Raw genomic sequence first — 22,647 nt, forward strand, 5'->3', positions numbered from 1 at the left:
CGTGCAGGTGAGGAATCTGCAGTTACTGCTTGAGGGTGCCCCATCCTAGCCTTCTTTGGGCTAGGGTGGGAGGTCGAGGCGCAGCCTCGACAGGTTAACAATCGATCACCATGTTCGCCTGCTTCTACATCCCGGATTTCCCCGTCGCCGCGGTGACGCGCACCGAACCCGATTTGCGCACGCAGCCGCTGGCCATCACCGAAGGCACCCCGCCGCTGGTCCGCGTGATCGCACTCAACGAGAAAGCGCGCGAGGCGGGAGTCGAAATCGGAATGACGGAGTCGCAGGCCGAAGACCTGCTGGCTCTCACTCTTGGAAAAATTCCCGAACTCTCCGCAACAAAATTGCACTGGGCCTCCCAGACTCCGGAAACCTGCTATCAGGTTCGTCGCCGGTCATTACAACAAGAGTCATCAGCACATGCTGCGCTGCTCGATTGCGCCTGTGCTTTCTCGCCGCGCGTGGAAGCCACCGCGTCAGACACAGTAATCGCCGATCTCGCCGGCCTCGAATCTCTCTTCGGACCACCGGCTAAGATCGCCCGCGATGCGGCCCAGAGCTGCTCGAATGCAGGGCTCGAGGTGAACGTGGGTGTGGCCTCCAATCCCGACGCCGCTATGCATGCGGCTCGCGGATTTTCCGGCATCACTCTGATCGCTGCAGGCGAAGAGGGCGAGCGTCTGGGCGCATTGCCGATTGAAATCCTGCTGATGCCAAACAATCCCGTGCTGCCGAACCCGGGCGTGGAGCCCGGAGACGTCAAGCCCGTAAAGGGTACTCACGCACGGACAAATAAAGATCGGACGGAGGAGAAAACCTCCCAGGAATTGCTGGACACCTTCGATCGCTGGGGCGTGCGCAATTTTCGCGCGCTGGCCATCCTGCCTGAAATCGCTCTTGTCGAGCGACTGGGAGAACGCGGTTTGCACCTGCAACGCTTGGCACGTGGCACTACTTCACGGCCGTTGGTTCCGGCAGAACTTCCGCTGCATTTCGAAGAATTTTGCGATCTGGAATATCCCATCGATCTGCTGGAGCCGCTGGCTTTCGTTCTCAGCCGTATGACGGAACAGCTCTGTGCCCGCCTGAGCGCACGCGCGCTGTCTACGCACCAGCTATCGCTCCGCCTGGAACTCGATCCGGATGTGACAATAGATCGCGAAGGCCTGCCAATCGAAGAACCCTCACCGGCGATAGTCACGTGGGAACAGACGTCCCCGTCCGTTCAGGCGGAACGGAGCTCCGCATCACAGCATAGTCCGGCACGTGAGTGCCGGGATCCCGGCGCATTAGAGTCCGAGTCCCGACAGGGACGGCACACTAACGTGCACCCAGATGAGCACAGCAACAAGGAAGCTTCTCTTCATCCCCCAAAATTCCACCACTGCCTGCTCCGTCTGCCTGTGCCCATGCTCGATGCCAAAGTCTTTCTGAAACTGCTGCAACTGGAATTGAAGTCGCACCCGCCGCAGGCTCCGGTATTGAAAATCTGGCTGACGGCCGAGCCAACCAAGCCGCGCACCGCGCAGCAAGGTCTCTTTCTCCCGCTGACGCCACCACCGGAAAAGCTGGAACTGACGCTGGCGCGTCTGGGAAGAATTTCTGGAGACATGGAGAACGTCGGATCTCCCGAGGTGCTCGACACGCATCGTCGCGATGCCTTCGTCATGCAGCGCTTCGCCCCTCCCGCCCCCGATTTTGAGAAGTGCGTCCAGACAAATACTTCTGAGCATCCTTTAGTTGCCATGCGGCTGTTCCGCCCGCCGATTCCGGCAAGCGTCGAGCAAAACGGCGGCAAGCCAATGCGGATTTCGATCCTGCCCGCGAATTCAAAGATGGTGCCATTACTCTCCGGCCCGCTGGCCTGGTGCGCCGGCCCCTGGTACAACTCCGGCGAATGGTGGAACCACGATCGCTGGGAGCGGGAAGAGTGGGATATCGCCGTAGCCAGCTCGCAACAGCACTCGAGCCAGCTCGCGCGGGTGCACGACATTGCGTTGTACCGCATTTACCGCGACCTGTTGAGCGGCCATTGGTTCGTGGAAGGCGAATATGACTAATAGGTGGAGCAGGCCTTTAGGCCTGCATGAAGAGCTGCAAAGGATCCGGGCTTTAGCCCCTGAGGGGACTTGATGCAATCAGACATAGCATTCTATGTACATTGAGCTTCACTCCCGTTCTGCTTTCAGCTTCCTCGAAGGCGCCAGCGTTCCCGAGGAACTGATACATGTCTGCGCCGCTCTCGGCATGCCGGCGATGGCCCTTCTCGACCGTGATGGCGTTTATGGTTCGCCGCGCTTCCACCTGGCAGCGAAAAAAGCAGGACTGCGTGCCCACATCGGCGCCGAAATCACCACGCAGTCTGCAGTCGCCACCAAAATCTCGGGGGTGCCCCACCCTTCCGCCGCTTTGGGCGGAGAGTGGGGTAGTTTCCGTCTTCCACTATTAGTCGAAAGCCGCACCGGATATCAGAATCTCTGCCGCCTCATCACTCGCATGAAAATGCGTGGGCCCAAGAACTGCGATCCCTCGCTGATTGCTGCCCATCCCGATGATTTTTCCGAATTCTCCAACGGTTTGATCTGCCTCACCGGCGACGAAAACGGTCCGCTTGCCGAAGCTTTGCATCGTGGCGGCATCGCAGAAGCCCGCCAAGCTGTGAGTTCTCTTATTGAAATCTTCGGCTCGAAGAACGTTTACGTCGAACTGCAACGCCACTTCGATCGCGACGAAGAGGCGCGCAATCAGGCGGCCATGCGCATCGCCGAGGACCTTCATCTCCCTCTCGTTGCCACCAACGGCGTCGCGTATGCAGCACGCAAGGAACGCGAACTCCTTGACCTGCTCACTTGCGTTCGCGAACACACCACCATCGACGAAGCCGGCCGGCGGCTGGCTCTGAACTCCGAGCGCCACCTGAAATCGTCGGCGCAAATGTCCGCCCTTTTCGCCGACTTGCCCCAGGCCATCCAAACCACTGTCGAGCTTTCCTCGCGGCTCGAATTCGCACTCGATGACCTCGGATACCAGTTCCCGAAATATCCGGTGCCCGCAGGCGAAACCATGAATTCCTTCCTGCGCACTATCGCGCGGCAAGGTTGCGAGGAGCGCTACGGCCGAGCTCCGCGCGAGATGCAGGCACGCGCCCGGAGGCAGATCGAGCGCGAACTGGCGCTGATCGAAAAGCTCGACCTGGCGGGCTATTTCCTGATTGTCTGGGACATCGTCCGCTTCTGTCGCGAACAAAAAATTCTTGCCCAGGGCCGCGGCTCAGCCGCCAACAGCGCCGTCTGCTACTCGCTCGGAATCACCGCTGTCGATCCGGTGAAGATGGATCTCTTGTTCGAGCGTTTTCTTTCCGAAGAGCGCGGCGAGTGGCCGGACATCGACATTGATCTGCCCAGCGGCGATCAGCGCGAACGCTCCATTCAATATGTCTACGAGCGTTATGGGAAGCTGGGCGCCGCCATGACGGCCAACGTCATCACTTATCGCGGGCGTCTGGCCGCGCGCGAGATCGGCAAAGCTCTCGCCTTCGACACCGAAACTCTGGACCGACTTTCCGCCATGGTCGGCACCTGGGAGTATCGCGATCCCAAGGAAACTCTGGAATATCGATTCGACCAATCCGGCTTCGATCTGCGCCATCCGCGCATGGCGAAGTTTCTCGATCTCTGCCTGGCGGTGCAGGATTTGCCCCGCCATCTCGGTCAGCACTCCGGAGGCATGGTGATCTGCCAGGGCCAACTCGATTCGGTGGTTCCACTCGAGCCCGCCACCATGCCCGGCCGCGTCGTCGTGCAGTGGGATAAAGAAGATTGCGCCGACATGGGCATCATCAAGGTCGATCTGCTCGGATTGGGAATGATGGCGGTGCTGGAAGAATCGATCCAGCTCATCCGCGATCACTATAAAGAAGGAGTCGATCTCGGCCAGCTCCCGCCCGACGATCCCATCGTTTACGAAGCCCTCCAGAAAGCCGATACCGTGGGTCTCTTCCAGGTTGAGAGCCGAGCGCAGATGTCGTGTCTGCCGCGCCTGCGTCCGACAAAGTTCTACGACATCGTCGTGCAGGTGGCGCTGATCCGCCCCGGACCGATCGTGGGCGAGATGGTGAATCCCTTCATCAAGCGCCGCCAGGGACGCGAGCCGGTCACCTATCCTCACCCGTCTCTCGAGCCCATCCTCGAGCGCACTCTGGGAGTGCCTCTATTCCAGGAGCAGCTTCTGCGCATGGCGATGGTGGCCGCGGGATTCACCGGCGGCGAAGCCGAAGAGTTGCGCCGCGCCATGGGCTTCAAGCGGTCAGAAGCGCGTATGCGTGAGATCGAAACCAAGCTGCGCCGCGGTATGGAACGCAACGGAATCCCGCAGCAGGCGCAGGAGTTGATCATTCAATCGATTGTCTCCTTTGCGCTCTACGGATTCCCTGAATCGCACGCTGCCAGCTTCGCGCTGATCGCTTATGCCAGCGCCTATCTCAAATATCACTACCTGCCGGCATTTCTGGCAGCCATCCTCAATAACCAGCCTATGGGTTTCTATCATCCCGCTACGCTCGTCAAAGATGCGCAACGGCACGGACTGAAGGTCAGGCCTATTGATGTGCTGAAATCAGATTGGTCATGCACGCTGGAGCCATTGGGTGATACAGCATCGGCCAGCAGCCGTATGGCGCGGGCGCCCTCGACCGCGGGTCGCGTCGAAACCAAAACCTCCGGTGCCACCAGCGATCGTTTCGCGGTTCGCCTCGGATTGCGATATATTCGCGGCCTGCGCGAAGAAGCGGGACAGGCGATCGTGCGCGAGCGAAACCGCCGCCGCTTCATGTCCATCGACGATCTTGCTCTGCGCGTTCCCGAACTGCGCAAAAACGAACTGGTGATGCTGGCCAGCATCGGCGCCCTAAATAGCGTGGCATCTTGTGTGGGAACAGGCGTCCATGATGAAGAACGTGTGGGAACGGGCGTCCCCGCCCGTTCAGGTCGAGGCAAAGCCTCGACAGCCTTCCACCGCCGCGACGCTCTCTGGCAGGTCGAGCGCGCCGCTCGTCCCTGCGGACCGCTACTGGAAGGTATCCAGGAATTCGATGGCCCATCTCCGCTCGCATGCATGACTCACGAGGAGCGCCTGGTTGCAGATTTCCGCGGTACCGGACTCACAGTAGGCCCGCATCCAATGGCCTTCCGACGGGAGGAAATGTCGCGCCGCGGAATCACACCCGCCGCTGAGTTGCTCAAGTTGCCAAATGGAAAATTCGTCCGCACGGCAGGCTGCGTGATCACTCGCCAGCGTCCGGGCACCGCACACGGATTCGTCTTCCTCAGCCTGGAAGATGAGACGGGCATTTCCAATGCCATCGTCACGCCCGATTTATTCGACAAGTACCGTCTAATCCTGATGACGGAAAAATTCCTGCTGGTGGAGGGAAAACTGCAAAACTTGGACAACGTGATCTCAGTCAAAGCAGAGCGCCTGAAACCGCTGAATTTCAATCACATACAAACCAGCTCGCACGACTTTCACTGACTAAAAGCCGCTTCGCTCTATTCCATTTCCATTCCCGAACTATAAACATTTCTTATTCCTCCAATCTGATTTTTTTCCTTCTATTAACACCAATCCACGGCTAGACAGTTTATAGTTGAAGAGACGGAATGGGATTCTGCCGGGGCTGTACCCCGCACTTATTCCCCCATACCGGCAAATCTAATAAATGTAGGAGTTGTTAGGATGGCAACGGTAAAACGGCCTCGCAGTACCTCTTCGGAAACCAAGAAGACCAGGAAGACGGATTCCGTTTCGGACGCGTCGCAGTACGAACACCTGACCAACGGAAATCTGGAAGAAGCGATTCGCACGCGAGCATACCTGCTGTGGGAGCAGGAAGGCCGAGTCCATGGCCAGGACGTAAACTACTGGCTGCGCGCGGAATCGGAACTCGTATCGCACAACGTTCGCTAGCAGCCCGCACAATTCGAACCAGCCTTGATGGTGCCCCAGCCTCGCCGTCCTTTGTTACGGTGGAAGGTCGAGGTGTGACCTCGAGGGGAATCGAGCCTGAAATCGACACGCTTCGATGCGGTTGCGGCCCTGAAGAGTCCCAGATTGTATCTGAGAGGGATTGTATGTGGGAACGGACGTCCCCGTCCGTTCAGGTCGAGTGCAGCTCGACGGCAATACGGGTAAACTTTCGGCTGCGCCATTCCATAAATCCTCTCCGCTCTGTCATCTTAAGCGAGGGCCGGGTCCGGGGTCCCCGGCAAGCCTGCTTTTGGTTTGCTGGGGTAGGAGTCCCGGCCCGAGTCGAAAGACCTGGTGTTTGTTTTTGTCTTCACGCGCGGCCGCATGCAGTACCCAGGATTCGCACTTGACTAGACCTATTCGTAATATCGCCATCATTGCGCACGTGGACCACGGCAAGACCACGCTGGTCGATGCCATGCTCAAACAGAGCGGCACGTTCCGCGCCAACGAGGTCGTCGTTGAGCGGGTGATGGACTCCAACGAACTCGAACGCGAGCGCGGCATCACCATCCTGGCCAAGAACACCGCCGTCTTTTATCACGACGTCAAGATCAACATCGTGGATACCCCCGGTCACAGCGACTTCGGCGGCGAAGTCGAACGCGCATTGAAGATGGTGGACGGCGTGATGCTGCTGGTCGATGCCAGCGAAGGTCCGCTGCCGCAGACACGCTACGTGCTCAGCAAAGCGCTGGAAGCCAGGCTGCCGCCGATCCTGGTGATCAACAAGATCGACCGCCCCGACGCGCGGCCACAGGAGGTGCTGAACGAAGTCTACGATCTGTTCATCGATCTCGATGCCACCGAAGAGCAACTCGAATTTCCCGTGCTCTACACAAACGCCAAGCTCGGCACGGCGACCGAGAACGTAAACAGTCCCGGCGACGATCTGCAACCGCTGTTTGAGGCCATCGTGAACACCATCCCCGCTCCATCCGGCGATCCCTCGGGCACGCTGCAAATTCTTGTCGCCAACCTCGACTACAGCGACTACCTGGGACGGTTGGCAATTGCCCGTGTGTTCAATGGAACCTTGCATGTCGGCGACGAGGTCGCGATCGCGAAAATCGACGGCGCTTTCGAAAAGGTCAGGATCACCAAGTTGTTTTCCTTCAGCGGCCTTAAGCGCGTCGAAGTAGAACAAACCGAATTGGGCGATATCGTGGCCATTGCGGGCGTCACCGGCATCGCTATTGGCGACACCATTACTGGCGTCGAAAATCCCGCGCCGCTGCCACGCATCACTATCGACGAGCCCACGATCGCCATGCAATTCACTGTGAACACGTCGCCATTTGCTGGCCGCGAAGGCCAATACGTCACTTCGCGGCATTTGCGCGAGCGACTGGAGAAAGAACTGCTCACCAACGTCTCTCTCCGTGTCGAGGACACCGGCAGCACCGACACTTTTCTCGTCATGGGGCGCGGCGAACTGCAACTCTCGATCCTGATCGAGATGATGCGCCGCGAAGGCTACGAGCTAATGGTGGGCAAGCCCGAGATAGTTACCAAGACTGAAAATGGCCAGCGCATGGAGCCGGTCGAGCACCTTTTTGTCGACATTCCCGAGGAGTTCATCGGCGTCGTCATGGAAAAGCTCGGCATGCGCAAAGCTGAAACCCTGAAGATGCACAACCACGGCTACGGACGCGTGCGCATGGAGTTCCGCGTTCCCAGCCGCGGCCTGATCGGGTTGCGGAGCGAGCTACTCACCGACACGCGTGGCACTATCATCATGAATTCCATTTTCGATGGCCACACCGCCTGGCTTGGCGAAATTCCTCATCGCCTCACCGGCGCGCTCGTCGCCGATCGTCCAGGCACTACCACTGCTTACGCTCTTTACAATCTGCAGGAGCGTGGGGAGCTGTTCACCGGCCCCGGAGTCGAGGTTTACGAAGGCATGGTGATCGGTGAGAACTCGCGGGAGAATGATCTCGATGTCAATGCCGTGCGCGAGAAGAAACTCACCAACATGCGCTCATCCACCGCCGATGAAGCCATCCGCCTGGTTCCGTTTCGCACGCTGAACCTCGAGCAGGCCATCGAATTCATCGCTGAAGATGAATTTGTCGAGGTCACCCCGAAATCGCTGCGCCTCCGCAAAAAGATCCTGCAAGCCAACAAGCGCCCCCGCAAGGGCGCTGTCCCCGCCAGCGTAGCCGAATAGCCTCAACTTAGAGCGCAGTCCATCCCCTGTCGTCATCCTGAGCGAAGCGCCTGCCCTGTTTTTCTGCCCCGGAGCTTTTGCGGGTCAGGCAGGCACACAGTCGAAGGATCTGGTGTTTGTTCTTTTGTGAACACGAGCGGCGCTTAAATCCGCCGTTTACAATCCCGACTCATGAGCCCGCTTGAAATCTCGCCAGACGATTTCCGCCGCCTTGCGGCCGAGGTCATGGAAATCGCCGCGAATTACCTCGCCACTCTCGACTCGCGCCCCATTTTCCAGAGCCGTGGTGAAGAAACGGAGCGCCTGTTCCACACGCCCCTTCCCGAGGAAGGCCTCGAGTCCGCCGCACTGACGGCGTTGCATGATGTGGTGGAGCACACGCGCACGCCCAACGGCCGCTTCTTCGGGTACGTGTTGGGTTCGGGCGAGCCCGTAGGTGCGACCGCCGATTTGCTGGCCAGCGTTCTCAATCAGAATCTCACGGCCTGGCGATCCGCGCCCGCCGGCGTCACTATCGAGCGCACCGTCGTCGAGTGGCTGGCGCAGGCGATCGGATGTGCCGGTTTCACAGGCACGCTCACCTCGGGCGGATCGCTGGCCAATCTGATGGCCCTGGCCATGGCGCGCGAAGCCATAGCGCCCGCAAACGAGCCAGGCCTCGCCGGCCGCCGCTGTGTGGTTTACGCCTCCCAGGAAGTCCACATGTCGATCCCCAAGAGCGTCGCCCTGCTGGGGATCGGCCGAGAAAATCTGCGCCCACTCCCCGTCGGTCCAGACTTCCGCCTCATTCCTCCGGACCTGGAAAACGCCATTCAAGCCGACAAATCTGCGGGCAAGATTCCCATCGCCGTCGTCGCCTCGGCTGGAACCGTCAACACTGGCGCTGTCGATCCGCTCGCCGACATCGCTGCCATCGCGCGCCGTCATAATCTCTGGCTGCATGTTGACGGAGCCTATGGCGCGCTCGCCGCCATTGCTGCTCCTGAAAAGTTCCCAGGCATCGCACTTGCGGACTCGATTTCACTCGACCCGCATAAGTGGCTGTTCCAGTCTCTCGATTGCGGCTGCCTGCTGTATCGCGATCCGGCAGCAGCCCGCCGCGCGTTCTCGCATACCGGAGATTATGCAAAGTCGCTGAGCACCGACCCCCTTGAGAGGTTCGCATTTTTTGAAGAATCAATCGAGCTATCGCGGCGCTTCCGCGCACTCAGGTTGTGGCTTTCCCTGCGCTATCACGGGATGGCGGCGTTCCGCGAGGCGATCCGCCGAGACCTGGAGCTGGCGCAAAGGCTGGCCGCGGCGATCTCCAATCACCCCGAATTCGAGTTGCTCGCGCCAGTGGAATTGAGCGCAGTCTGTTTCCGCCACAAGGTGCCGGGATGCGCTGCCGAGCAAGATTTGAATCAGCACAATGCGCGAATCCTGCAACGCCTGATCGAACGCGGCCGCGTGTATTTGTCGAATGCCACCGTGCACGGACAATTCGCCCTGCGCGCCTGCATCGTGAACCACCGCACCACAGAGGCTCACGTCGATAGCGTGATCCCCGAGGTGCTGGCAGCGGCAGGCGCTTAGTTCGCGGAAGAGGGATGAAGCAGGAGAAATCGGAAGCTGATGTTTATTTCCGGTCCTGCTTCCGCATCCAGTCCAGGAACATTTCTTCGATGGGCTTGTCGTTAGCGCGCCGGAAGTGGCGCATGCTGCGGCCGCTTACCAATTGACAGATCTCTTCGGCGAGATTCTTAGCATGGTCGCCGGCACGCTCCAGCGTCTGCACCATAAACACCAGATGGAAGCCTTCCCGCCTCGGCTGATTGTCGGGATTTTCGATATGCCGGACAAACATCAGATTGCGTACCCGGTCCAGTTCGGCATCGGATCGCAAAATCTGTAACGTACGCTTCAAATCACGCTTCGAGAATGCTTCTTCCACATCGCTGAGCATGCGATGCAGGATGGTTGCCATGGTCGTAAGATCCTTCACGTCCTGATCGCTCACCCGCGGCAGGATGGCGATCGCGCGATTGGCGAAATTCAGCAGCAGGTCGCCGATTCGCTCCAACTCGAGGATAAATTTCAAGCACGCCAGCAGTTCCCGCGCTTCCTTCTCATCCACATGTGTGATGGCTGCCGTAACTCCCTCATTGATCTCTCGATCCAGGGTGTCAAGCTCCTCTTCGTAGCTGCGGACGGGCGTGAGCCTCTCCGGGGAACGGCTGGAAATGCCCTCGGCGGTGGCAGACGCGGCAGACTTAGCGATCTCGCAGGCACGCTGCGCCAATCGCAGCAGGCGGGAATAATCAGATTGCGGTGAGTCCAGCGCTTTGAGAGTTCCCATTACCCACCCTCTTCGCTCCGGAGGAAGACCCTCCAGCAGTCGGACGATCGCCAAGCACCGCTTCGAGGTGCTTACCGGAGATACAAATCTGTGCGCGAAACGATTTCTTTACGGGCGAGCCGGCTTCCTAAAGCATACGCGCTTTTCGGCCCGACTGAAAAACTACTTCTGCCCCTTAACCTGCTACCTCGACCGGGGCCGATGCCAAGGGTAGCGAGAAGACGAACTCCGATCCGTGATCTAGCTCACTCTCCGCGCGGACATTCCCTCCATGAACCAGAATGATGTGCTTGACGATGGCCAACCCCAGCCCGGTTCCACCCGACTCGCGCGAGCGCGCTTTGTCCACCCGGTAGAAGCGCTCGAAGAGACGGCTCAGATGCTCGGAAGCAATGCCGGGCCCGCTGTCGCGCACATAAAACTCCAGCATATTGCCCGCTTCGCGCGCCCCAATCCAGATATGCGTGCCGGTGCCCGCATATTTGATGGCATTGTCGATCAGATTGGTGAATATCTGGTGAATGGCGTCGGGATCTGCATTCACACAACCGGCGGAATTCCGCTCGATCGCCAACTCCAGGCCCCGCGCTCGTGCCACCTCCTGGAAGTTCTGTTGCGCATCCTGCAACAGGCTATCGGCCGAAACCGGACGAAACTTAAAGCTCTGCTCGCCTGATTCCACGCGTGCCAGAACCAGCAAATCCTCGGTCAGGCGCGTCATGCGGGCGGCGTTCTTACGGATAATCTCGAGGAACTCGCGGGTTACCGCGGCGTCGCTGGGTGGTGAGTCGAGCAGAGTTTCTGCATAGCCCTGGATGGACGTGAGCGGAGTTCGCAGCTCATGCGACACATTGGCAATAAAATCGCGCCGCGTCTTCTCCACCCGTTCGATATCCGTCAGATCGTGCAGTACGGCCACCGCTCCGCCTCCCGGCATGGGAGCTGCTGTGACCTTAAAGGCGCGGCCCACTGCTGTCCATGACACACGTGCTGCCTGCACGGCGTGTGATTTGGCGGCAGAATCCACTGCCCGCAGAAAATCAGGATCCCGGATGGTTTCCGCCAGAGGCGCATCCAGACGAACGCCGCTGGGAATTAGCTTGATCATGCGCTCATTCGCCCATAGGACACGACTGTCCGCGGCAACGGCAATCACCGCCTCCTGCATGCTGTTCAGCAGGGTTTCCAATTCCTTGCGGCTGGTCTCCAGTTCTTCGAAGCCGCGCTCCAGTCGCCGCGCCGTTTTGTCGAGGAAGGCTGCCACGGTTGCAATCTCGTCGCTTGAACGCTGGTCGATACGGGCGGATAAATCGCCAGCGGCTACTCTCTGGGCAAAATCTACGATCGACTGCAGTCTGCTGCTGATGGAATGCGCCGCGAAGGTGGCAATGAGCACACCTACTAGCAATCCCAGCCCCCCACCAATGAGCAGGAAGTGTTCTCTGCCTCGGCGCGCGGCAAAATCAAAAGCAATGGTGGTGATAACGATCACCAGAACGAACAACACCAGCAGCTTGAAAAAAATTCGGCTTCTCACCTGGGAGCCTCAAACCGGTACCCGGCCCCGCGCACCGTCTTCAGCAGACGCGGATTCTCCGGATCCCGCTCGATCTTCTCCCGAATGCGGCGCACATAGACGTCCACCGAGCGGGGAGTTACAAATTGCGTGTCCCGCCAAACCGCATCCAGCAACTGATCGCGCGTGAACACTCGCCCGGGATGCCGCGCCAGATAATCGAGCAGACGGAATTCCGTTGCCGTCGTGGGAACCTTCTTCCCACGCACGCTCAAAGTCATCGCCCCGGTGTCGATCTCGATATCACCCGCCTTCAGCAGCGCCGGAGCCAGGGGCCGCTCGAAGCGGCGCAGCACGGCCTTGACCCGCGCCACCAGTTCGCGTGGACTGAAGGGCTTAGTGATGTAATCGTCCGCTCCCAATTCCAGCCCGACGATGCGATCCGCCTCCGAGCTGCGCGCCGTAAGAAAGATAACCGGAATAGGGGCCAGGGTGGCTGTTTGCCGAATCTTACGGCAAAGATCCAGGCCGTCGCCGGCAGGAATCATAATGTCTAGAAGGAACAGCGCGGGCGGCTGCTTCTCTGCGTCATTCAGCACGCCTGCAGCCGTGGGAAAAGCTCGGACTGCATAGCCGGCTGCCTCCAGATGATGGCGCACCAGCCGGGAGATATCCAGGTCGTCTTCCACCAGATAGATCATTCGCCGCAAGATTAACCTACACCACCCATTGGAGGCTATCTTATTGAGAAGATGGAGCCTAAACAGCCCTCAGGACCGAAAATTTTCATCAAACTGTAACAATTTTTTGACCGCAAACCGCGGATAGCGGCCTCCCTCCACTGGCGCTAACTTAACTTTGGAGGTGATACTTGATTAACGCAATGATTCCGGCCCCGACCAACGAATTCTGGAAGGCCGTGCTCGCCCGCGATCGCCGCTTCGATCGCATCTTTGTGTACGGCGTCGGGTCGACAGGAGTTTACTGCCGGCCCTCCTGCCCATCGCGGCGGCCGCGCCCTGAAAAAGTCGAATTCTTTGACGGACCGGATGCCGCCGAGCGCTCCGGCTTCCGTGCCTGCCAGCGTTGCCATCCGCGCGATGTTAACCGCAGCGATCCCAAGGCACAGCTTGTGCAGAACCTCTGCGGTCTGATCGACCGCCACATCGACGAACCGCTAAGCTTGCAACTTCTCGCCGATCAGGCCAAGCTCAGCCCATTTCATCTGCAGAAGACCTTCAAGCAGGTACTGGGCATCTCCCCGCGCGAGTACGCAGATGCTCGCCGCCTGCTGCTGCTGAAATCGAAGCTGAAGAACGGCGGCGATGTCACCACCGCTGTATACGACGCCGGCTATGGCTCGAGCAGTCGCGTTTATGAACGTGCGCCGTCTCATCTCGGCATGACGCCTGGTTCCTACCGGCAGGGTGCACCAGGAATTGCGATCAGCTACGCGATCACAGACTCCCCCTTGGGGCGCATGCTGGTGGCAACTACTGATCGTGGCGTTTGCGCGGTGCGCTTCGGAGATTCGGACCGCGAACTTGAGTCCGGCTTGCGCCAGGAATTTCCCAAGGCCGACATCACAGCCGACAACCAACGATTGCGCTCAGCCATAAGCACTCTGCTGGCGGAACTCGAAGGCAAGAATCTCGGCGGCACGAATGGGAACGCGAGCGCCCATCCTGACTTGCCTCTCGATGTTCGCGCGACCGCATTTCAGTGGCGTGTCTGGAAGGCACTACGCGAAATTCCTCGCGGATTCACTCGCTCCTATGCCGAGATCGCGCGCGCCATCCGGCAGCCCACGGCGGTTCGGGCCGTGGCTCGCGCCTGCGCGACAAATCCGGTTGCTGTGCTGATTCCCTGTCATCGTGTGGTGCGCAGCGACGGTGAACCTGGCGGCTATCGCTGGGGAGCGGCCCGCAAACGCGCGCTATTAGAACGTGAGAAGAAAAACAAGGTCTAGGTCAGCGCATGTTCTCGGCATGCATCCACCCTCTTAATTGTCACGATTGAATGTGATTGCGGTTGCGCCGGTGCCCAGGTTCGCGCCTTGCTTTCGGCGCTAACCTGGGTTTCTTCCAACGCCCCCAAGCCGCCGATACGGCTTAGCTCCCCTCATCGGCTGACGGACCGTAAATCGCCGGAACCTTTTGGTCGTTCAGCCGCAAATACACTGTCAGTTGGCCGCGATGATGCGCCATGTGATTGAGGACACCGTCGCGAACCGCGACATAGCGGGGCTGTTCGCTCATCAGCTTGCCCCCGCCAACATGCGCCACTTCGTGTTCATCAAGTGATCGTCCGTTGTCTTCTGCAGAACCTCTCGTCCCTTCTTCAGGCTGGCCTCGAACTGCTCCAGCAGCTCGCGACGAGTCTTCCATCCTTGCGGCTTGATCTTCGAGCCACCGGGCGGCCGGATATCTAATTCATCCATATTCACGATCATGTCAAGCCATGCCGGCATGGTGGCAACGATCGTCGCCAGCGAACCCAGAGTCATTGACTTCTCATGTGGCTTCCAGTCGTTCTTGCCTTCCGGGACCTTTTCCAGGGCCTTGCGGCTGGCAACCGCCTCGCGCTCTAGTTCAGCCAGCAGCATTTCCGTGATTTTCATCCGCGCCCTCCCTTGACATGTGTTAGATGACGGCCCTCGAAGATAGATCCTGAGTAAAATTTCTAACCTTCCGGATTGCATGTCTCCAATTCCGTCAGTGCACAGGCCCAAGTTAATTGTGTAAGCAACAATGGAAGCGTAAGATTCTTGTCGTCAGGCACGAAGGAAAGGAATGCAGGAGATTGATCATGGCAGAGCCGATTATCATCGCCATGATGATTCTATGCTTCTTGCTAGGAGCGCTGAGGAGCCGCCACCGCCTCGGATCTCGGCAGGAAGTTCTTCAGCTTTTCAACTCTTTTTCCTGTAGTTCCCATCGTCAGGCTTTCCATTACGCGTTTCACGCGCGTCCGCGGAATAACTATCTCAACCATAACAGTTGACTCACACGGAACCAGGCTTGCCCGTGTAGTGTTGCTCGTGGTGGACATCGGCGTGGTCTTCGAGCGACTCCAGATGAGTGATGACTTCGGCCGGCATTCCAAGTTCTGCCGGCAGGCGTTCTTCCAAAATTGTTGCCAGGCGGTGAGCCTCGCTGACCGAGGTCCGCGACGGGAATAACAGGTGTACTTCGATAATCTGACGATAGCCGGTAGTGCGGAAACGCACGCCGTGGTACTGGATCCCAAGTTCCGAACAGATTGCGTCCAGCTTGTCGCCAATTTTGCGACCGGCTTTGGGATCAGAGTAATCCAGCAGGCCGACCGCCGAACGCCACACCAGATGCCCTCCAGACCAGAGAATATTCACGGCAACCACAATGGCCACCAGCGGATCGAACGGTTTCCAGAGCGTCAGCAGCACCAGCACCAACCCGCTGACTACGCCGAAGCTGGTCCAGCTGTCGGTCAGGACGTGTTTGCCATTGGCTTCGAGAATCAGCGAATTAGCGCGCCTGCCGGTCCGCAGCAGATAGTAACCGAGAGCGGCGTTCAGTATTCCTGCGATCAGCACCAGCAGGGCTCCGGCTCCTACATGTTCCAACTGCAGCCCGGCGATCCACTTCCGGATCGATTCGTAGAGAATCGCCAGCGCGGCCACGATGATCATGGCTCCTTCAAATCCCGCGGAGAAGAAGGTGATCCGCTCGTAGCCATAGAGGAAATGATCGGACGCAGGCTTGGTGCTGAGGCGAAGGCTGAAGCTGGCAAACGCCACCGCGATCACGTGAATCACCGATTCCGCTGCATCCGAAAAGATGGCCGCGGAATGGGTCATCAGGAAAGCGGTCGTTTTGGCGATGAGCATCGCCACGCCAAAGATCAGCGAGAGACGCATGGCGAATTGCGTATCGCGCAATTCCTGCTCGCTTCTCCTCGTCGCCCTAGCCGCTATAGGCGCTGGTGCCATTTCCTTATCTTCGCAGATCAGAAGCTACCTACTTAACACACGGTTTATTACAGGATGTGACGTCGCTCACGCGGCGTCGGTTGATCCGCTTCTTTCGAACTGTACAGCCCATGTGTTGGGGGTCACTGACTTCAAGCTCCATGGCGCTTAGACTCACTTAGGGATTTCCGCGTCAGCGGGAAGGCCTGCCGTGAACGCTACCATCGAACAACTTTCCCGGATATCCGTAGCTGCGAAATCGCCTGCTGTTCTTGCCCTCACAAAGACACGCCCACGCGAGTATGGCCTGGACTGGCTCCGGGTCATCGCCTTTGTGATTCTCATCGGTTATCACACGGGCATGTACTTTGTCCCCTGGCCCTGGATGGTCAAGAATCCTGAGAGTTGTCACTGGCTGCAGTGGGTTATGATCTTCTTCAACCGCTGGCGCCTCCCGTTGCTGTTCTTCATCTCGGGAGCCGGCACCTGGTTCAATCTTCAACGCCGCGGCGCGGGTGAGTTTGCCTTGGAACGCGTGCGCCGATTGCTGGTGCCTCTCGGGTTCGGTGTGTTCGTCATCGTTCCGCCGCAGATTTACATCGAGCGAATCCTTGCCGGAAGGCACTATTCGTCATATTTCGATTTTTGGGGAACAGTCTTTACGCTGGTTCCCTACCCCCAGGGCAATCTCAGTTTTCATCATCTCTGGTTCATACCCTACATCTTCAGCTACTCGCTTCTGGGATTGCCGCTCTTTGTGCTGCTCCTTTCTTCTTCAGGACGCTCCGTCGTGGACCGCCTCGCGCGGCTCTGTGAACACCGCGGATTCATTTATCTGATAAATATTCCAATCGTTGCCGCTGCACTCATGCTGGTACCCCACTGGCCCACCACCTACAACCTCATTTCCGATTGGGCCAACTTCACCGTCTCCCTGCTCTATTTCCTGATGGGCTTTGTTGTGTGTGGCTCACAGCGCTTCCTGAACCTGGTGGAGAGCCGCCGCCGCGAATTCCTGTTTGCATCGGCCATCATGTTGATCCTGTTCTACGGCATTCGGGTCGACAACTTCTTGAGCGCGTTCTCCGCGCCTACCCGTTATTGGGTATTCACAGTCGTTGACTCTTATTTTGCCCTGACCATGATCCTCACCCTCGTGGCATGGAGCCGCGCGAAACTCAATCGCAACACTGCCACTCTTCGTCACGCCAACACTGCGGTCTACCCCTTCTACATCGTTCACCAGACCATCACTGTCCTGCTCGGCTACATGTGGCTGCAGTGGCACATCCCCTTTGCGGTCAAATTCCCTTTCTTATTCGCCGGGACATTTCTGGGGAGTTGGGCTATATACGAGACCGTTCGGCGTCATCGGGTCACCCGCATGCTCTTCGGGATGAAAAGCTGATCGCGCAATCCTGAGCACAGGCCTGCAATCAGGATTGAAAACGGGTTGCCGGCTTCTCCGCACTACTTCTGCTTGGGTGGGAAATCCGTGAGCAGTTTCTGCATGCCAGGACATATCCTTCCGCTGCGATCAGTTCGGCATTAAAAAGCTCGCACCGTGTTGTCACCGCGAAACATCTCATAAAAGGAGGCTTGGCACTTGCGCAACGCACGACCTGGTAGTGCGCAAAGAGTTTGCCAGACAGGAGCCTTAATGCCCGCTTCGTCCAATCTTCCAATCGGGGTTGTGCATGAGATGGGGGCCCGCCAACGGCCAGCAGCAACAAAGACTCGACTTTACTGAATATCTGGATGGCCTGTACGGTTATGCCATGGTGTTGTCGAGAAACAGTGCCGAAGCAGAGGATCTGGTTCAGGAAACGTGTCTGCGGGCGTTACGAGGCATGGGTGGACTGCGATCCGGCGACAGCGCAAAGAGCTGGCTATTTAAGATCCTGCGCAATACTTGGCTTAACCAATTGCGTCATCGGCGTACCGCACCTGATGTCGTCGAGTTCGATTCTGACGTGAGCAAACCCAATGAGCCCGCCGACCCGAGGCAGGACCCCCTTTCCGTTTATATCGCTGAACTTGAGCGTGGACAGGTGCGGGCTGCGATCCAGCAGCTTCCTGTGGAATTCCGCGAAATCATCATCCTGCGCGAATACGAAGAGCTCTCATATCAGGAGATTGCAGGCGTTCTCGATTGTCCACCTGGTACAGTCATGTCGCGGTTGGCAAGAGCGCGTGCCCGGCTCCGGGAGTTGCTTCCGGCGGAATTGATGTCTCCGCAATCGGGAAAAACGGAAGCAGCCAAGGTCAGCGAGGGCGCGGCATGAGATTAGGACCCACGCCGCCCTGCAGCTAGCTCTAGCGCCAGCAAAAGTACAGAAACAATTTCCTCGGGCATCGGGAATATTTTGTTGCGTGACGTGTCTAACCAAGGGAACAACAGATACGGGCGAAACCGCTGGTCGTTTTCCGGCGTCCGCTACCCAAGCAGGAAGAACCGCTGAATGAACCCTTGCGACGAATACGCTGACAGGATGCTTCGCTACCTTGACAATGACCTCAAGGGACAGGAACTTGAAGATTTTCGTTCGCATCTGGAGTCTTGCGCCAACTGTAGAGCGCACTTGGAGGCGGAGAGAGCGCTCTCACAGACCCTGCAGCGATCTCGTCCCCTGTACTCGGCTCCCGCAGCGCTGCGCGACCGGGTTGCCATGGTGCTCCAGCACTCAGAACCCAATCGCGTTCAAAAAGTAGTGCCAGGCCTTCTCGAACGCCTTTCGAGTTGGCGAATCCTCGTCCCCGCGGCCGCTGTTCTCGCTCTGTGCCTTGCATTTGTTCCCGACATTCTGCGCGACGTACAGGCCGCAAGCTACGTCGAAACCGCAGTAGCGACGCATCGGAAGTACCTTAGTGGCAACCTTCCATCTGGGTTGCAATCGGATTCCCCAGACGCAGTCACCGCGTGGTTTGCCGGGAAAGTCCCTTTTGACTTTCGACTTCCCGTCGCTCAATCCGCTCCTGGGAAAAGTCCTGCCTACCGGCTCACCGGCGCCGCCTTGGTGAATTACAAAGGAAGCCCGGCGGCATTGGTCATGTATGACACACTGAACGACAAAATCAGCCTTCTTGTCGATTCAGCCGAATCTGCCATAGTGGCCGGTGGGGACGAGCTCCGCTTTGGCAAGCTGATTTTTCACTATCACAACGCCGAAGGCTTCCGAGTAATCACTTGGACCAATCATGGTCTCTCGTATGCGTTGGTTTCCTCGGTGTCAGGCCCGGCGCGATCATCCTGTCTTGTCTGTCACCAGAACATGGCCGACCAGGGCGATTTCAAAACTCACCCTTAGGCAAGTGATGGCGCGCCTTATCTTCCTCGGTTTCGCCGGTTCACCTCATCAGTCCGTTTAAGTCCAACCCCAGCCTTCGAAAGTTCTCCTGGGTTCTGGGAATAAACATGTCGTGCACGTGTCTTGTCTTGTGTACGAAAAAACAGTCAGGAGTAATCAATGAGCGTGACGAATATCAATGTCAATTCGGAATCAACGATAGCGCATGAGTTGCCAGCCGGGATGCATGAAGGAATTGTATTGCCGGATGACGCGGACTCAACCTGGCTAAACGCACCGCGATCCATCTTGCAGTCGGCGTTGGCCGCTTTGAGTGATGGGCGAATTTCTGAAGCTGCCGCCCACTTTGATGAGGGCTTCAAGTTCAATGACCATGCCCTCGCACTCGAATTTACGGACAAGCTCCGCTTGACCGAATTCTTTCAGAAAGCTCGGGAACAATTCCCGGATGCCGCGCTGAAACTGATTTCCCTCATGGAGAGTGGAGATCACGCCATTGCCGAATGGAAGCTCACCGCGACGCAAACCGTTCCTTACGGCTCGATCAGTTGCCGATTCCCAGTTTCCTTGCAGGGGTCAACGATCGTGCGTGTCGAACGCGGAAGAATTGTGGAGTGGTCGGACTACTACGACCACGCTTCATCTCGACGCATGGGTTTGGCTTCACATTTCACAGACTGGATCGAGTATTGAGTGTCGTCCTGTGCGCAACACCGAGCTTTGAGCAAGAACGGAGATAACGAACGCGGGCTTCGACATCCACATATACAGAGGCAGACGATGAGTTTCGAGTCTTTGATGGCCGTGTCGCAGCGCTTGACTATCTCGGTGGAGACATTGGCGGCCCTGGGTGCACAACTGCGGTTCCTGCAGGATGGGCTCGACGGGGATTCGCGTGTGCGCCCTCTCCTGAACGACGTGGTGCGGGCCATCGATCCAAAACTGCTTGAGGACGTCGAACGGAACCAGCAGGCGGCCGCCCTGGCTCTGATTCAGACAACGTTTCGCCAGGCGCTCGACCTGCTGGAGAATCCAGAGCGCGCTCCGGGCTGGTGCTACCAAGACCCGGACATCCTTCAGTCACAGGGACAGGTGTCACGTCTCATCGTCCGCTGGATTGAGACAACGGCCGCCCAACGACCGGAGCTTAGCGAGGTCCTGCGGCGCCCCGGCGCGTTTCTTGACGTTGGCACCGGGGTCGGCTCGCTCGCGATCGAAGCCGCACGTTCCTGGCCGGCGTTAAGAGTAGTCGGTATTGACCCGTGGGAGCCGGCTTTGACACTCGCACGGAAGAACCGCGTACAGAGCGGACTCGTCGAACGAGTCGAGCTTCGCCCGCAGCGCGTGGAGCAGCTTGAGGAGAGGGCAACTTTCACCCTGTCGTGGCTTCCGGGACCCTTCATCTCAGCCGAGGTCGTGGATCGCGCGCTCGAGCACGTCCACGGCGCCCTCGCCCCCGGCGGCTGGCTGATATTCGGATTGTATCCGCTGCCAAGCGCTCCGCTCGAGCACGCACTCACCAGCTTGCGGATTGTGCGCAGCGGCGGCCACCCCTGGACTTCAAAGGAGGTTGAGGAAAAGCTCAAGGCGCTCGATTTCGAGCGAATCGAAGCTTGCTCGCCCGCGCCGCCGGTCACGTTGGTGGTCGCGCAACGGCCGAACTCCGAGAGGGCATGGACGTCTGATGAACGATCTCGTGATCGCTCAACGGCCGGGTTTGTGAGTTCGCATCATTCGTAGCGTGAAAAGGAGTAATCGTGACTGTAACGAACATCAATGCTGGAGCGGAGTTAGCTGCGGCCCGTGAACTACGATCTGCCATGCATGTAAGAGTTGTGTTGCCGGGCGATGACGACTATGTTCCGACACGACAGATATGGAACGGAGCGGTCCAACACCAGCCAGCGCTAATCGCAGTATGTGAGACGTCCGCCGATGTGCAGGCCGCGGTGCGGAGTGCGCGTGAACACCGACTCCCATTGTCTGTGCGTGGAGGCGGGCACGATTGGGCGGGAAGATCTCTTCGCCACGGCGGTCTCGTGATCGACCTCTCCCATATGAGGCGAGTGGATGTCGATCCCAAGGCATCGGTCGCCATCGTCCAGGGCGGAGCGACGGCGGTAGATGTCACTTCCGCCGTCGAGCCGCACGGTTTGGTGGCAGCGACCGGCAACTGCGGCACCGTTGGCATGGTGGGACTGACGCTTGGCGGTGGGTATGGTCCATTGACAGCACGCTATGGCTTGGCATTGGACAACCTGCTCGGCGCCGAGGTGGTGCTTGCTGATGGCCGCCTCGTGCATTGCGACGACCGGGAGAATCCTGATCTGTTCTGGGCATTGCGTGGCGGAGGTGGCAACTTCGGGGCGGTCACTTCAATCCGCGTACGGCTACATCCGATTGGTCAGGTGCTTGCGGGCAGGATGCTGTTTCCGTGGTCCCAGGCGCAATCCGTGTTGCACGGTTATGCGGAAGTCATCGCTGACGCACCTGATGAACTCTCGGTCCTCAGCGGTGTACTACCGGCTCCCGATGGAAGCCCGGTGGCGTGCTTAGCTCCCATGTGGACTGGCCAGGACAAGCAGGGCAAGGAATTGATTGCCAGACTGCGCCAGTTTGGTACGCCCATTGTGGACCAGGTTGGGCCGATGAATTATCGCGACTGGCTCAGCATGTTTGCAGCCGGTGCGCCCGTTGGCCGCCATTATGCAGCGCAGACGCGCTCGCTGGCTCAGCTTACTCCCGAAGTCATTTCGACTGTGGTCGCTGGCGGGCAGCAGAGGTCGTCCCCTCTCTCGGCCATCATCCTGCATGATTTCCGCGGTGCGGGTACTCGGGTTCCGCTCCCTGCCACAGCGTTTGGCCTGCGCAAAGAACACTTCCTGGTGGAAATCATTGCCGCGTGGGAGGCCGCTGGTAAGGACGATGGCGATCGTCACCGTGAGTGGGCGCGAAGCCTATCCCACAACCTGGCGCCGCATGCGTTGCCCGGGGGCTATCCCAACATGCTGGGCCCGGACGACCACGAACAGACCGCGCAGGCCTACGGCACCAACACCGACCGATTGCAACAGGTCAAGCGGCTCTTTGATCCCGAAGGCGTCTTCACGTCGGCCATATCTTTGCCACTGCAAAGGGCTGCAGCTGGCTGGTCCGGGTCCTGATTGATGAGGCTCTGGCCGTTCTCCCCGAGACGCAAGTAGGCGCTCGTGGCGAAATTAGCCTTGGAAGAGATTCTTTTGGAGCACGAAACCAAATGCACGAATACGAATTGGGCTGCTGAGAACAGCCACAGATGGGGAGTACTGAAAATGTCCACTCAGCTATTAACGAAAAACA

Annotated in this window: 18 protein-coding genes; 12 read left to right on the plus strand and 6 right to left on the minus strand. The window is 58.6% G+C overall.

The genetic code is table 11. The annotated features are described in order from the left end of the window. Window positions 1-110 precede the first annotated feature (110 nt). From VEG30_09660 to VEG30_09680, 5 genes are all read left to right on the plus strand, one after another. Window positions 111-2,060 carry a DNA polymerase Y family protein gene (locus VEG30_09660; protein HXZ80184.1) on the plus strand — a complete coding sequence of 650 codons (1,950 nt, stop codon included), beginning with the start codon at window positions 111-113 and terminating at the stop codon, window positions 2,058-2,060. Between the two features lie 94 nt (window positions 2,061-2,154). Continuing rightward, window positions 2,155-5,529, plus strand: coding sequence for an error-prone DNA polymerase (locus tag VEG30_09665; protein ID HXZ80185.1), 3,375 nt, complete (start codon window positions 2,155-2,157; stop codon window positions 5,527-5,529). 204 nt (window positions 5,530-5,733) lie between these two features. Next, window positions 5,734-5,964, plus strand: a complete 231-nt coding sequence (locus tag VEG30_09670) for a DUF2934 domain-containing protein (GenBank protein ID HXZ80186.1) — start codon at window positions 5,734-5,736, stop codon at window positions 5,962-5,964. A 406-nt stretch (window positions 5,965-6,370) separates the two neighbouring features. Continuing rightward, window positions 6,371-8,197: a translational GTPase TypA gene (gene typA / locus VEG30_09675; GenBank protein HXZ80187.1), complete on the plus strand. Its 1,827-nt coding sequence runs from the start codon at window positions 6,371-6,373 to the stop codon at window positions 8,195-8,197. 171 nt (window positions 8,198-8,368) lie between these two features. Then, window positions 8,369-9,772, plus strand: coding sequence for a pyridoxal-dependent decarboxylase (locus VEG30_09680; protein HXZ80188.1), 1,404 nt, complete (start codon window positions 8,369-8,371; stop codon window positions 9,770-9,772). Between the two features lie 43 nt (window positions 9,773-9,815). Here VEG30_09680 and VEG30_09685 read toward each other — a convergent pair whose 3' ends face one another. The 3 genes from VEG30_09685 to VEG30_09695 form a co-directional block, all read right to left on the minus strand. Then, the gene (locus VEG30_09685) at window positions 9,816-10,589 is read right to left on the minus strand and encodes a phosphate uptake regulator PhoU (protein HXZ80189.1); all 774 of its coding nucleotides are present in this window, start codon (window positions 10,587-10,589) and stop codon (window positions 9,816-9,818) included. 121 nt (window positions 10,590-10,710) lie between these two features. Further along, the gene (locus tag VEG30_09690) at window positions 10,711-12,072 is read right to left on the minus strand and encodes an ATP-binding protein (GenBank protein ID HXZ80190.1); all 1,362 of its coding nucleotides are present in this window, start codon (window positions 12,070-12,072) and stop codon (window positions 10,711-10,713) included. Beyond that, complete coding sequence (locus tag VEG30_09695; GenBank protein ID HXZ80191.1) at window positions 12,069-12,761, minus strand: response regulator transcription factor; 693 nt, start codon at window positions 12,759-12,761, stop codon at window positions 12,069-12,071. The genes VEG30_09690 and VEG30_09695 overlap by 4 nt, the downstream gene beginning before the upstream one ends. 173 nt (window positions 12,762-12,934) lie before the next feature. Between VEG30_09695 and ada the strand changes: the two genes are divergently transcribed. Next, on the plus strand, window positions 12,935-14,020 hold the full coding sequence (gene ada / locus VEG30_09700; GenBank protein ID HXZ80192.1) for a bifunctional DNA-binding transcriptional regulator/O6-methylguanine-DNA methyltransferase Ada: 1,086 nt from the start codon (window positions 12,935-12,937) through the stop codon (window positions 14,018-14,020). A gap of 142 nt (window positions 14,021-14,162) precedes the next feature. Here the strand turns inward: ada and VEG30_09705 are convergent, their stop codons facing one another. From VEG30_09705 to VEG30_09715, 3 genes are all read right to left on the minus strand, one after another. After that, window positions 14,163-14,309 carry a DinB family protein gene (locus VEG30_09705; GenBank protein HXZ80193.1) on the minus strand — a complete coding sequence of 49 codons (147 nt, stop codon included), beginning with the start codon at window positions 14,307-14,309 and terminating at the stop codon, window positions 14,163-14,165. Further along, window positions 14,309-14,671, minus strand: coding sequence for a hypothetical protein (locus tag VEG30_09710; protein HXZ80194.1), 363 nt, complete (start codon window positions 14,669-14,671; stop codon window positions 14,309-14,311). Before VEG30_09710 ends, VEG30_09705 begins: the two co-directional genes overlap by 1 nt. 384 nt (window positions 14,672-15,055) lie before the next feature. Continuing rightward, complete coding sequence (locus VEG30_09715; protein HXZ80195.1) at window positions 15,056-16,021, minus strand: cation diffusion facilitator family transporter; 966 nt, start codon at window positions 16,019-16,021, stop codon at window positions 15,056-15,058. Window positions 16,022-16,211: 190 nt separating this feature from the next. Between VEG30_09715 and VEG30_09720 the strand changes: the two genes are divergently transcribed. The 6 genes from VEG30_09720 (at window position 16,212) to VEG30_09745 (ending at window position 22,472) form a co-directional block, all read left to right on the plus strand. Beyond that, a complete protein-coding gene (locus tag VEG30_09720; GenBank protein HXZ80196.1) occupies window positions 16,212-17,408 on the plus strand; it encodes an acyltransferase in 1,197 nt (398 codons plus the stop codon). A 289-nt stretch (window positions 17,409-17,697) separates the two neighbouring features. Beyond that, on the plus strand, window positions 17,698-18,285 hold the full coding sequence (locus VEG30_09725; GenBank protein HXZ80197.1) for a sigma-70 family RNA polymerase sigma factor: 588 nt from the start codon (window positions 17,698-17,700) through the stop codon (window positions 18,283-18,285). A 297-nt stretch (window positions 18,286-18,582) separates the two neighbouring features. After that, entirely contained in the window at window positions 18,583-19,308 is a 726-nt protein-coding gene (locus tag VEG30_09730; protein ID HXZ80198.1) for a hypothetical protein, read from the plus strand. Window positions 19,309-19,467: 159 nt separating this feature from the next. Further along, window positions 19,468-20,001 (plus strand): ester cyclase, encoded by a 534-nt coding sequence (locus VEG30_09735; GenBank protein ID HXZ80199.1) that lies wholly within the window; start codon window positions 19,468-19,470, stop codon window positions 19,999-20,001. Window positions 20,002-20,088: 87 nt separating this feature from the next. Further along, window positions 20,089-21,048, plus strand: coding sequence for a class I SAM-dependent methyltransferase (locus VEG30_09740; GenBank protein HXZ80200.1), 960 nt, complete (start codon window positions 20,089-20,091; stop codon window positions 21,046-21,048). Between the two features lie 17 nt (window positions 21,049-21,065). Next, the gene (locus VEG30_09745; protein HXZ80201.1) at window positions 21,066-22,472 is read left to right on the plus strand and encodes an FAD-binding oxidoreductase; all 1,407 of its coding nucleotides are present in this window, start codon (window positions 21,066-21,068) and stop codon (window positions 22,470-22,472) included. Window positions 22,473-22,647: the final 175 nt, after the last annotated feature.

The sequence above is a fragment of the Terriglobales bacterium genome (assembly GCA_035624455.1).
In the GTDB taxonomy this organism is placed as follows: domain Bacteria; phylum Acidobacteriota; class Terriglobia; order Terriglobales; family Acidobacteriaceae; genus DASPRM01.